The sequence below is a fragment of the Streptomyces sp. NPDC054872 genome (genome assembly GCF_053610705.1).
The window spans coordinates 102,733-114,528 of record NZ_JBSGYY010000031.1; the positions used below are offsets into that span (position 1 = coordinate 102,733).

The following is an 11,796-nucleotide window of genomic DNA, read 5'->3' on the forward strand; positions in this document are numbered from 1 at the left end:
GTCCGGCACATTTGTGCGCGAACGCCAGGCTCGTGACACTTCATGATCATGTCAATATGATGTGAGGAGTCAAGCACCGAGGAACGCAAAGAAGCCGCCGGGGGCCCCGGCGGCTTGCTTGCGTACGACGGCGGTCAGACCGCCATGTTGTCGGCGAGCTCCTCGCTCAGATTGGACTCCGTACCCGGAATCCCCAGGTCCTGGGCCCGCTTGTCCGCCATGGCGAGCAGCCGGCGGATGCGGCCGGCGACCGCGTCCTTCGTCAGCGCCGGGTCGGCGAGCGCGCCCAGCTCCTCCAGCGAGGCCTGCTTGTGCTCCATGCGCAGCCGTCCGGCCGCCGCGAGGTGCTCGGGTACCTCGTCGCCGAGGATCTCCAGGGCGCGCTGCACACGGGCGCCCGCGGCGACGGCCGCGCGGGCCGAGCGGCGCAGGTTGGCGTCGTCGAAGTTGGCCAGGCGGTTGGCGGTGGCGCGCACCTCGCGGCGCATCCGCCGCTCCTCCCAGGCGAGCACCGACTCGTGGGCGCCGAGCCGGGTGAGCAGGGCGCCGATCGCGTCGCCGTCCCGGACGACCACGCGGTCCACGCCGCGCACCTCACGGGCCTTGGCCCCGATCTGCAGCCTGCGCGCGGCGCCGACCAGGGCGAGCGCGGCCTCCGGGCCCGGGCAGGTGACCTCCAGGGAGGAGGAGCGGCCCGGCTCGGTGAGCGATCCGTGCGCGAGGAACGCCCCGCGCCACGCGGCCTCGGCGTCACAGGTGGCCCCCGAGACCACCTGTGGCGGCAGCCCTCTGATGGGGCGTCCCCGGCCGTCCACGAGACCCGTCTGGCGGGCCAGCTGATCACCGCCCGCAACCACCCGAACGACGTAGCGCGAACCGCGCCGCAGGCCGCCCGGGGCCATCACGATCAGCTCCGAGCTGTGCCCGAAGATCTCAAGAATGTCCCGCTTCAGCCGCCGCGCGGCCATCGCCGTGTCCAGCTCCGCCTCGATCACGATGCGGCCGCTCACCAGGTGAAGGCCGCCCGCGAACCGCAGGATGGCCGAGACCTCTGCCTTCCTGCAGCAGGTCCGGGTGACGGGAAGCCGGGAGATCTCGTCCTTCACCGCTGCCGTCATCGCCATGGGCCGATCCTTCCATGCATCCGAAAAATACGGTCGTACGCGGTGGCCAGGAGCTCCGGATCGTGCCTCGGAGTGCCATCGTGCCTGGCCACCGGCGCCAGCTCGACCGTGGCGCCGAGCCGCTTGGCGGCATCGGTGAGTGACTCACGGTCGGGCACGGCGGCGTCGTCGGCCAGCACCACGTCCAGGGCGAGTTTAGGGGCGTGTCGGGCCAAAACCTCCAAATGACGCTGCGGAGAGAACCCATCGGTTTCACCGGGTTGCGGCGCGAGGTTGAGCGAGAGGACCCTGCGGGCCTTCGTCTGGATGAGCGCGTCGAACAGTTCGGGGACCAGCAGGTGCGGGATCACCGAGGAGAACCAGGAGCCGGGGCCGAGCACCACCCAGTCCGCGTCGAGCACCGCGGCGACCGCTTCGGGGACGGCCGGCGGGTCGTGCGGGACGAGGTGCACGGACTGCACCTCCCCCGGGGTGAGCGCCACCGTGGCCTGCCCGCGCACCGTGTCCACCTCGTCCGGACGCTCCGGGTCGTGCCCCTTGACCAGGGCCTGCAGCTCGAGCGGCACCGCCGACATGGGCAGCACGCGGCCGTGCGCGCCGAGGAGCTTGCCGACCAGGTCGAGGGCCTGCACGTGGTCGCCGAGCTGCTCCCACAGGGCGACGATCAGCAGATTGCCGACCGCGTGCTCGTGCAGGTCGCCCTTGGACTGGAAGCGGTGCTGGATGACGCGGGCCCAGGTCTGACCCCAGTCGTCGTCACCGCACAGCGCGGCGAGCGCCTTGCGCAGGTCGCCCGGGGGCAGCACGCCCAGTTCGTCGCGGAGCCGCCCGCTCGAGCCGCCGTCGTCGGCGACGGTGACCACGGCGGTGAGGTCACCGGTGATGCGGCGAAGCCCGGCGAGCGAGGCGGACAGGCCCATCCCGCCGCCGAGCGCCACGACCTTGGGCTGAGTGCCCCGCTTGCGGCCCAGGCGGTTCAGCCGCAGGGAGGACTTCACTCGCGCCCCATGTCCCGATGGACGAGGACGGTCTCGACGCCCTCGGACACGAGGCGCGCCGCGAGCTTCTCCGACATGGCGACGGAGCGGTGCTTGCCGCCCGTGCAGCCGACCGCGATCGTCACGTAACGCTTGCCCTCGCGGCGGTATCCCGCGGCGATGAGCTGGAGCAGCTCGGCGTACCGGTCGAGGAACTCCTTGGCGCCCGGCTGGTTGAAGACATAGCCGGACACCTCCTCGTTGAGCCCGGTGAAGGGACGCAGCTCCGGCACCCAGTGCGGATTGGGCAGGAAGCGGCAGTCCACGACGAGGTCGGCGTCGACCGGCAGGCCGTACTTGTAGCCGAACGACATGACCGTGGCCCGCAGCTCGGGCTCCTCGTCGCCCGCGAACTGGGCGTCCATCTTGGCGCGCAGCTCGTGCACGTTCAGGCTGGAGGTGTCGATCACCAGGTCGGCGTCACCGCGCAGCTCGCGCAGGAGCTCGCGCTCGGCCGCGATGCCGTCGACGATGCGGCCGTCGCCCTGCAGGGGGTGCGGGCGACGGACCGACTCGAAGCGGCGCACCAGGGCGTCGTCCGAGGACTCCAGGAAGACGATCCGCCGGGTGACGTGCTTGGCCTCCAGGTCCGCGAGGGACTGGCGCAGATTGTCGAAGAAGCGGCGGCCCCGCACGTCGACGACGACCGCGATGCGGGCGACGTTCCCCTGCGAGCGGGCGCCGAGCTCCACCATGGTGGGGATCAGCGCGGGCGGCAGGTTGTCGACGACGAACCAGCCGAGGTCCTCGAGACACTTCGCCGCGGTGCTTCGCCCGGCTCCGGACATACCGGAGATGATCACCAGTTCGGGGACCACCTCGGCGGCCTCACCTGGCGTGATGGTCGTGCCCGTACTCACTTGCTCGCCGCCTTCGTCGTGCTCGGTCATGTCTCCTGCCCCCGTCGTTCTTCTGAGGTGCCCGCGGAAACGGGCCCCTCGCCGTCCTCCGAGGTTCCCGTGCGCGTGGGTTCCTCTTCTTCAATGATCTCTCCGGTCGCCGTGTTCACGGCGGGGCCGGCGGGAGTCGCTCCGGCCAGGGCCACGATGATGGCCTCGGCCGTCTTGCGGCCTATGCCCGGAACCTCGCAGATCTGGTCGATTGTCGCGGATCGCAGCCTCTTCACCGAACCGAAGTGCTTGATCAGCGTCTGCTTGCGTGCGTCGCCGAGGCCCGGCACGGCGTCCAGCGGTCCGGCCTTGAAGCGCTTGGCCCGCTTGGCGCGCTGATACGTGATCGCGAAACGGTGCGCCTCGTCGCGTACCCGCTGGAGAAGGTACAGCCCCTCGCTGGTGCGCGGCAGGATCACCGGGTCGTCGTCGCCCGGCACCCAGACCTCTTCGAGACGCTTGGCCAGGCCGCACACCGCGATGTCGTCGATGCCGAGCTCGTCCAGGGCCCGCTGGGCCGCCGCGACCTGCGGCTGCCCGCCGTCCACGACGACGAGCTGGGGCGGATAGGCGAAGCGCTTGGGACGGCCGTCCTCCTCGGTGAGGCTGTTCGGCTCGACGCTCACCTCGCTGTTCGCCTCTCCGTTCGCCTCGCCGCCCGCCGCGGCCGCCTCGTCCCACTCCCCCGTCTTCTCCTTGTCGGAGAGGTAGCGCTTGAAGCGGCGCGTGAGCACCTCGTGCATCGAGCGGACGTCGTCCTGGCCCTCGAAGCCCTTGATCTGGAAGCGCCTGTACTCGCTCTTGCGGGCGAGGCCGTCCTCGAAGACGACCATCGAGGCCACGACGTCGTCACCCTGCAGATGCGAGATGTCGTAGCACTCGATGCGCAGGGGGGCGCTGTCCAGTTCGAGGGCCTCGGCGATCTCCTCCAGCGCGCGGGAACGGGTGGTCAGGTCGGATGCGCGCTTGGTCTTGTGCAGCACGAGCGACTGCTGTGCGTTGCGCGCCACGGTCTCCATGAGCGCCTTCTTGTCGCCGCGCTGCGGGATGCGCAGCGAGACGTTCGAACCGCGGCGCTCGGTGAGCCACTCCTGGACGGGCTCTATGGGGTCGGGGAGCGCCGGGACGAGGACTTCCTTCGGTACGGAGTCGCCGCTCTCCTCTCCGTACAGCTGCTGGAGGGCGTGCTCGACGAGGTCACCGCTGGTGACCGCCTCGACCTTGTCGGTGACCCAGCCGCGCTGGCCGCGCACCCGGCCGCCGCGGACGTGGAAGATCTGGACGGCCGCCTCCAGCTCGTCCTCGGCCAGCGCGATGAGGTCGGCGTCCGTGGCGTCGGCGAGCACGACGGCGCTCTTCTCCATGGCCTTCTTGAGGGCCCCGACGTCATCCCTGAGGCGGGCGGCCCTCTCGTACTCCATGTCCTCGGCGGCGTCCGCCATCTGCCGCTCCAGGCGGCGGATGTACGTGCCCGTGCGGCCCGTCATGAACTCGCAGAAGTCCTCGGCGAGTTCGCGGTGCTCCTCCGGGGTGACCCGCTCCACGCAGGGCGCCGCGCACTTGCCGATGTAGCCGAGGAGGCAGGGGCGGCCGGTGCGCTCGGCGTTCTTGAAGACTCCGGCCGAGCAGGTGCGGACGGGGAAGACCCGCAGGAGGAGGTCCACGGTGTCGCGGATCGCCCACGCGTGGCCGTAGGGCCCGAAGTAGCGGACGCCCTTCTTCTTGTGGCCGCGCATCACCTGGACGCGCGGAAACTCCTCGTTCATCGTCACCGCGAGGTACGGATAGCTCTTGTCGTCGCGGTACTTGACGTTGAACCGGGGGTCGAACTCCTTGATCCAGGAGTACTCCAGCTGCAGCGCCTCGACCTCGGTGGAGACGACGGTCCACTCGACTGAGGCGGCCGTCGTCACCATCGTGGCGGTGCGCGGGTGCAGATTGGTCAGGTCCTGGAAGTAGCTCGCCAGGCGCTGGCGCAGGCTCTTCGCCTTGCCTACGTAGATCACCCGGCGGTGTTCGTCGCGGAACCTATAGACCCCCGGCGAGTCGGGGATCTGTCCCGGCTTGGGGCGGTAGCTGGAGGGGTCTGCCATGCTCCACACCCTACTGGCGGGGGCTGACAGTCAGGGTTTGGAGGGGGCCGCCGCTCTCCCTCCTACGACCCGCATTCCGGGCCACTGCTTCCCCGCACGCGGGCGCGACGTCGCCAGACGGCCACCCCGGAGAGGCCGAGGGCGAGCAGGGCGCCCGCTCCTGCCACGGAGGAGGCGACCGTGACGAGGCCGTCGGCCGAAGCCGCGGCTGCGGCCGCCGGGGGCTCTTCGCCCCGCTTCTTCGGGGCGAAGCCCCCCGCCTCGCCGGACTCCGCGTACGAAGACCCCGGCAGCTTGTCGGCGTACGCGGCGTGCACCCTCTTCTGATAGGCGGCGACCGAGACCCCGCGCGGGCCCACGGCACGCTTCGCGTCCGCGTCCAGGGGCAGCACCCGGCCCCGCCCCTGCACGTACCAGGCATTGATCTGCGGCTCGTGGAAAACGGTGCCTCCGGGGAGCTTGTCGGCGCCCACGCGCGCGTAGTGCGTCTCGTCGTCCCCGGTGGCGATGTTCACGACCTTCCAGGAGCTGCCCTGCTTCGCCGTCCACAAGGAGGCTTCCTGGCCGTCGGAGGAGACAGCCTTGCTGGCGAGGAACTCCACACGGGCGAGGGGCGCCCCCTTCACACCGGCGACGAACTCCGGGGAGAGGTAGCGCACGGGTACGGCGTCGCCCTGGACGCGGGGGTCGGCCGCGGCCCTGCTGACGGCCCCTTCCCGTGCGAAGAAGCGGGAGAGCGTGTCGAGGGTCCGGGGCGCCCTCGCGGCATCGTGGGCCGCCTCACGCGCGGCGTCCGAAGGCCCGGAGTCCGCGCCTGCGGCCGGTGCCGCGAGGCCGAGCAGCAGGGTGGCCGCCGAGCCGGCGAGCGCGGCCCGCAGCAGGTGACGGGGAAGGTGACGGGTCATCGCGCTCACGCCCCGATCCGGTAGAGCGAGTGGGTCCAGGAGAAGGTGTTGTTGTTGACGTACCAGCTGTGCGAGGCCCAGTTGTAGCGGTCGCTGGAGGGCCACGGGTCGCCCCAGTAGACCCAGCTGCTCGCGTCGTCGTACCCGTAGAGGACGTGCATATGACCGCCGCCGTTCGACCACTGGATGCGGGTCTCGACCGGACGGCCCGCGTTGATCTCGGCCTGCACGGTCGGGTAGCGCAGCCAGCCGCTGACGTACGAGCCTGCGTTGATGCCCGCCCAGTCGAGACCGTTCTGCACGTCGCCCAGCGTCGCCTGCGAGTTGCGGCACTCGGTGCTCTGGCTGCGCCCGAAAGCGGCGTTGCAGAACTGGTTCTGGCTGTACTTCCTGCCGTAGAAGGTGGCGATCGTGTTGCCTGCCGCGGCCCAGCACCAGTTGGTCTTCTGCTGGGCCTGCATCGTGATGTTCAGGCGCTTGGCGGCGAGAGCGGACGGATCGTCGGGGGCTGCCGTGGCCGTGGCCGCCGGTGCGGCGACCAGGGTGGCCGCCACGAGGGCGAGCGCGGACATCCGTCTGCGTCCGCCGTACCTGCTGAATCGATGGCGCATCGCGTTCCTCCCATGCGAGGGGGGTGGGGTGGTGGAGGAGCGCGTCCGGACGCTGCGATTGAGCATCGAGTGTTGTCGGGTGCAGGTCAACAAGGTTCAATGCGGGATTACTTGGGCCGTGAACGTCGGCGTACGTATGTGAACACCCCTCGTACGCCCACCTGGTGGCCCGCTCCGACCGGCGCGTACGCCCGGACGGCCGATGTGAACGTTCACAGGAGGGCCTTGCGATGCGGCACCGCACACAGCTCGCGGACGGCGCGCCCGCGGACCTGGAGACCGCCCTGCGCACCGGCCCCTTCCATGTTGCGCTGCGGGCCGCGATCGCCGCACGGCGCCTGCCCCTGCAGCGCGTACGCCACCATCTGGCGCGGCAAGGCGTCAACGTCGGGGTGACGAGCCTGAGTTACTGGCAGCAGGGCGCGCGGCGCCCCCAGCGCACCGAGTCCCTCCGTGCCGTGCGCGCCCTGGAGGAGATCCTCGGCCTCCCCGAGGAGTCACTGATCCGGCTCCTCGCCAAGCCCTCCGAGCGCCCCGACTGCGAACGCCCCGCCGCCCGCTCCTACCGCTCGCTCCTCGACGCCTCCGACGTGCTCCAGGAGCTGATCACCGAGCTCGGCTCACCGCTCGACGGCGGTCTGCACACCGTCGGCCACCACGAGCGGGTGCGGATCGGCGAACGCCGTGAGCTGCTCGGCCGCGACTCGCAGCACGTCGTGCGCGCCCACCGGGACGCCGTGGACCGCTACCTGGCGATCTACCACGGCGACCCCGGCTGCGTACCGGAACGCGTCGCCGTGCACGCCCTGGAGAACTGCCGCACGGGCCGTGTGCGCCGGCACCACGAGACGGGGGTGCTCGTCGCCGAACTCCTCTTCGACACGCGCCTGCGCGCGGGCGACACGCATCTGTTCCGCTACGGCTTCGAGGACGGCACGGCGGGGACGGCCACCGAGTACTTCCGGGGCTTCACCTTCGCGGGCGGGCAGTACGCGCTCCAGGTGCGCTTCGACGAGCGGGCGCTGCCCGTACGCTGCCACCGCTTCACCCAGCATTCGGCCGCCGCGCCGCGCGGCGGGCGCCAGGAGCTGACACTGAGCGGCAGCCACCGGTCGGTGCACGTCGTGGAGCCGCAGGTACGGGCGGGGATCCTGGGGATCGCGTGGGACTGGGAGTGAGCGGTCGGGCTGGGAGTGAGCGGGCGGACTGCCGAGTCGGTCGTGGCGGACCTCAGCCCGCGACGATCTTGCCGTCCTCCACCTTCACCGGCAGCTCGGCGAGCGGCGTGACGGCCGGGTCGTGCAGCACCTTGCCGTTCGTGGCGTCGAACTGGCTTCCGTGGCAGGGGCAGATGAGCTTGTGCCCCTCCAGCTTGTTGATGGGGCACTTGGCGTGCGTGCAGATCGTGCTGAACGCCTTGTACTCGTCGTCGGAGATGCGGCTCACGACCACGTTCTCGTCCCTGTAGAGCTTCGAGGCCCCCACCTTCACCTCGTCGGACGCGCCGAGGTCCGTCGGCGCGGTCGGCGCCGAGCGGTTGGCGCCGCCGTCGCCACCGCCGGACGAGCAGGCGACGGCCCCCAGCCCCGCGGCCGGGACGATGGCGGCGGCGCGCAGCACGGTGCGGCGGGCGGGGGGCGGCGTGCCGGGCATGAAGTCTCCACAGGTCAGGCGCTTCGGTGACGGATCAGACCATACCGGTGGGGTGCCGCTTGCCCGCGTTGGGCGCGACGGTGCCCGAGTGCCGCCCGCAGCGGGCCACGGCCGCCGGGAAGCCCTAGCCTGTGGCGAAAGCCGGACGGGCGCCGCCGCGGAACGGCGATCGCAGAGCCGAGAGGAACCACCCGTGATAGTCGTCGCAGGAGAGGCCCTGATCGACCTCGTCCCGCAGGGCCCCACCGACGCCGGGTTGCCCGCGCTCGCCCCGCGGCTCGGCGGCGGCCCGTACAACACCGCGGTGGCCCTCGGCCGTCTCGGCTCCCCCGTCTCCTTCTGCTCGCGGATCTCGACGGACGCGTTCGGCGACGCGCTGATCGACGCCTTGCGGGCCGCGGGTGTCGAGGTGTCGTACGTGCAGCGGGGGGACGAGCCGACCACCCTCGCCGTCGCCTCGATCGGCTCGGACGGCTCCGCCGGTTACTCCTTCTACGTCGAGGGCACGGCGGACCGGCTCTTCACGGCCCCGGAGCGACTTCCCGACGCCGTACGCGCGGTGTCGTTCGGCACCTGCTCGCTCGTCCTGGAACCGGGCGCGAGCGCGTACGAGGAGCTGATGCGCCAGGAGTCGGCGCGGGGCGTCTTCACGGCACTCGACCCGAACATCCGGGCGGGCCTGATCCCGGACGCGGACGCCTACCGCGCCAGGTTCAAGAGCTGGCTGCCGTCGGTCTCGCTGCTCAAGCTGTCGGAGGACGACGCGAGCTGGCTCGGCGGCACGCCGCGTGAGTGGCTCGCGTCCGGGCCCGGCGCGGTGGTGGTGACGCGGGGCGGCGAGGGTCTCACCGTCTTCACGCGGGACGGCGGGGAGTGGTCGGTGCCGGGTGAGGCGGTCGACGTGGTGGACACCATCGGCGCGGGCGACACCGTCAACGCGGCGCTGCTGCACGGGCTTCGCGCACGGGACGCGCTGTCCGTGGACTCCTTGTCGGCGCTCGGCGCCGACCGGTGGGGCGAGGTCCTGCGCTTCGCGGCCCGCGCGGCTGCCGTCACCGTGTCGCGCGCGGGCGCGGAGCCCCCGTACGCCGAGGAGCTGGGGTGACGGCTCTCAGCCGGTCACCGCGCGCAGGGTGCCCGGCCGACGGCCGTTGAGGCGGTCGAGGGCGGCCGACGTGGCCTCGTCGGCGGGCAGGTGGACGACCAGGCGCTGACCGTCGGCGTCGGGCAGCGTCAGCGTCTCGTACGACAGCCGCAGCGCCCCTGCCTCCGGGTGCGTCATGCGTTCGATGCCGCCGGCCCGGGGCAGCCGTGGCACGGCCGTCATGCGGTCGGCGAACGGCGCGCCTGCCATGACGGTCAGCTCGTCGGCGAAGCCCTCGGCATGAGGATCGCTGAGCATGGACCCGGCCCGGAGCGACGCGACCTGCTCGTCGGCGACGCCGTCCCACTCCGGGTAGGCGGCGCGGGCCCGCTCATCGGTGAACAGGAACCGGATGAGGTTGGGCTGCTCGTCGTCGAGGAGGCCGATGGGCCCCATGATCCGCTCGTAGCCCGAGGTGTACGCGAGGACGTCGCCGAGCCGGTTGAACAGGACGGCGGGGCCCGGCTCCAGGCGGTCGACGAGCGCCCGCACGGTGGGGCGCACCGACCGGGACGGCACGCTCGCCACCGGGCAGCAGGGGTCGCCTACGGTCTCCTTCTCCAGGCGGCGCAGATGGAAGCGCTCCTCCATGGACAGCCGCAGGGCGTCCGCGAGCGCCCCCATCACCTGCGGGGACGGGTGCCGGTCCCGGCCCTGTTCGAGCCGCGCCAGGTACTCGACGCTGACCCCGGCGAGCGTGGCGACCTCGGAGCGGCGCAGGCCCGGCGTGCGGCGCCGGGGTCCTGTGGGCAGCCCGACCTCGGCGGGCGTGACCGCCTCGCGGCAGGTGCGCAGGAAAATGCCGAGCTCGTTGTCGCTCACCGGCCGAACGTACCAGCAGGCACCGGACCGGATCGTGGCCCTGTCACTACCAGCCTTGGCTCGGCCTTCCTCGCCTGCGGGCGGCCTCGCATGGTGGACGGCATGACTTCCGACACGAGCACCGCCCCCGCGACGACCGCACTTCCCGCGCTTCCCCTCCCCGCCGGGAGCTGGGAGATCGACCCGTTCCACTCCGCCGTCAACTTCACCATCCGCCATCTCGGGATCTCGAAGGTGCGGGGCCGCTTCGGCGAGGTGACGGCCGGTCTGGTCGTGGGCGAGAGCGCCGGGACCTCGTCCGTGACGGCGACCATCGCGCTCGCCTCGATCGACACGGGCAACAAGGACCGCGACGCGCACGTGAAGGCTCCCGACCTGCTCGACGTCGAGCGCCGCCCCACGATGACGTTCCGTTCGACGCGGGTGGTCGGCGAGGAGGACGAGTGGACCATGGAGGGCGAGCTGACCATCGGCGACGTGACGAGGCCGATCACCCTCGCCGTCGAGTTCGGGGGGCTCCAGGCGTTCCCGGGCGACCCCCGGCGCCATGCGGGGTTCGAGGCGACCGGCGAGGTCAAGCGCAGCGACTACGGCCTCGACTTCGGCGCCGGGATGCTCGGCGACGTGGTGAAGATCCAGCTGGACATGCAGTTCCTGGAGCCCGTCGAGTCCGCCGCGCCGCAGGAGTGAGCCGGGGGCTCAGTCGTCCGTGAACGCGCCGTGCCGGCCCGCCCCGGCGGCGAACCTGGCGGCTCCGTCCGCCGCCTCGGTGAGGGACCGCAGGCCGTGGCGCAGTTCGCCCGCCATCGCGTCCTCCTCGGTCAGGCCGCCCTGTTCCCGCACGGAGAGCCGGTCGTTGCGGAGGCAGGGCTGGGGGAACGCGGCGATCTCCGCGGCGAGGCGTTCGGCGGCGGCGCGGGAGGTGCCCGGCGGCACGGTCCGGTTGACCAGGCCCATCGCGAGCGCCTCCGCGGCGGGGACGGGGCGGCCGGTGAGCACCAGGTCCATGGCCCGGCTCTCCCCGATGAGCCGCGGCAGCCGCACCGTACCGCCGTCGATGAGCGGGGCGCCCCAGCGGCGGCAGAAGACCCCGAGTACGGCGTCGTCGTCGGCGACCCGCAGATCGCACCACAGCGCGAGCTCCAGGCCTCCGGCGACCGCGTGGCCGGAGATCGCGGCGATGACGGGCTTGGAGAGGCGCAAACGCGTCGGTCCCATGGGCCCGTCGCCCTTCTCGGTCACCTCGTTCCCGGCTGGTGTCCCGATGGCCTTCAGGTCGGCACCGGCACAGAAGGTGCCGCCCTCGCCCCACAGCACGGCGACGGACGCGTCAGGGTCGGCGTCGAAGGCACGGAACGCATCGGCGAGGGCGCGGGCCGTGGGCCCGTCGACGGCGTTGCGCACGCCGGGCCGCGACAGCACGATCGTGGTGACGGGGCCTTCACGTTCCGTACGTACGGTCATGCGCCCAGGCGACCACGCGAACGGGCCGCGGGACAAGGGGGAAACCCTTGTCC

12 protein-coding genes are annotated in these 11,796 nt (G+C 71.9%); 3 read left to right on the plus strand and 9 right to left on the minus strand.

Going from position 1 to position 11,796, the window contains the following annotated elements; all coding sequences use genetic code 11:
• Positions 1 to 134: 134 nt before the first annotated feature.
• The 6 genes from whiA to ACWGIH_RS31210 form a co-directional block, all read right to left on the minus strand.
• The gene (gene whiA, locus ACWGIH_RS31185; protein WP_363208056.1) at positions 135 to 1,124 is read right to left on the minus strand and encodes a DNA-binding protein WhiA; all 990 of its coding nucleotides are present in this window, start codon (positions 1,122 to 1,124) and stop codon (positions 135 to 137) included.
• On the minus strand, positions 1,115 to 2,122 hold the full coding sequence (locus ACWGIH_RS31190; protein WP_453450906.1) for a gluconeogenesis factor YvcK family protein: 1,008 nt from the start codon (positions 2,120 to 2,122) through the stop codon (positions 1,115 to 1,117). The genes whiA and ACWGIH_RS31190 overlap by 10 nt, the downstream gene beginning before the upstream one ends.
• On the minus strand, positions 2,119 to 3,051 hold the full coding sequence (gene rapZ / locus ACWGIH_RS31195) for an RNase adapter RapZ (protein WP_363208058.1): 933 nt from the start codon (positions 3,049 to 3,051) through the stop codon (positions 2,119 to 2,121). The genes ACWGIH_RS31190 and rapZ overlap by 4 nt, the downstream gene beginning before the upstream one ends.
• The gene (uvrC, locus tag ACWGIH_RS31200; protein WP_453450905.1) at positions 3,048 to 5,144 is read right to left on the minus strand and encodes an excinuclease ABC subunit UvrC; all 2,097 of its coding nucleotides are present in this window, start codon (positions 5,142 to 5,144) and stop codon (positions 3,048 to 3,050) included. The genes rapZ and uvrC overlap by 4 nt, the downstream gene beginning before the upstream one ends.
• A gap of 62 nt (positions 5,145 to 5,206) precedes the next feature.
• The gene (locus ACWGIH_RS31205) at positions 5,207 to 6,049 is read right to left on the minus strand and encodes a hypothetical protein (protein ID WP_453450943.1); all 843 of its coding nucleotides are present in this window, start codon (positions 6,047 to 6,049) and stop codon (positions 5,207 to 5,209) included.
• Between the two features lie 5 nt (positions 6,050 to 6,054).
• Positions 6,055 to 6,660, minus strand: a complete 606-nt coding sequence (locus ACWGIH_RS31210) for a papain-like cysteine protease family protein (RefSeq protein ID WP_453450904.1) — start codon at positions 6,658 to 6,660, stop codon at positions 6,055 to 6,057.
• A 230-nt stretch (positions 6,661 to 6,890) separates the two neighbouring features.
• On the opposite strand from ACWGIH_RS31210, the gene ACWGIH_RS31215 reads away from it, so the two are divergent.
• Positions 6,891 to 7,838: a hypothetical protein gene (locus ACWGIH_RS31215; protein WP_453450903.1), complete on the plus strand. Its 948-nt coding sequence runs from the start codon at positions 6,891 to 6,893 to the stop codon at positions 7,836 to 7,838.
• A 52-nt stretch (positions 7,839 to 7,890) separates the two neighbouring features.
• On the opposite strand, the gene ACWGIH_RS31220 is transcribed toward ACWGIH_RS31215, so the two are convergent.
• Positions 7,891 to 8,313, minus strand: coding sequence for a Rieske (2Fe-2S) protein (locus ACWGIH_RS31220; protein WP_453450902.1), 423 nt, complete (start codon positions 8,311 to 8,313; stop codon positions 7,891 to 7,893).
• Positions 8,314 to 8,506: 193 nt separating this feature from the next.
• Here ACWGIH_RS31220 and ACWGIH_RS31225 point away from each other — a divergent pair, with 193 nt between their 5' ends.
• On the plus strand, positions 8,507 to 9,418 hold the full coding sequence (locus ACWGIH_RS31225) for a carbohydrate kinase family protein (protein ID WP_453450901.1): 912 nt from the start codon (positions 8,507 to 8,509) through the stop codon (positions 9,416 to 9,418).
• Between the two features lie 6 nt (positions 9,419 to 9,424).
• On the opposite strand, the gene ACWGIH_RS31230 is transcribed toward ACWGIH_RS31225, so the two are convergent.
• Positions 9,425 to 10,279 carry a helix-turn-helix domain-containing protein gene (locus ACWGIH_RS31230; protein WP_453450900.1) on the minus strand — a complete coding sequence of 285 codons (855 nt, stop codon included), beginning with the start codon at positions 10,277 to 10,279 and terminating at the stop codon, positions 9,425 to 9,427.
• Between the two features lie 102 nt (positions 10,280 to 10,381).
• On the opposite strand from ACWGIH_RS31230, the gene ACWGIH_RS31235 reads away from it, so the two are divergent.
• On the plus strand, positions 10,382 to 10,969 hold the full coding sequence (locus ACWGIH_RS31235; protein WP_453450899.1) for a YceI family protein: 588 nt from the start codon (positions 10,382 to 10,384) through the stop codon (positions 10,967 to 10,969).
• 9 nt (positions 10,970 to 10,978) lie between these two features.
• Here ACWGIH_RS31235 and ACWGIH_RS31240 read toward each other — a convergent pair whose 3' ends face one another.
• A complete protein-coding gene (locus tag ACWGIH_RS31240) occupies positions 10,979 to 11,743 on the minus strand; it encodes a crotonase/enoyl-CoA hydratase family protein (RefSeq protein WP_453450898.1) in 765 nt (254 codons plus the stop codon).
• Positions 11,744 to 11,796 lie beyond the last annotated feature (53 nt).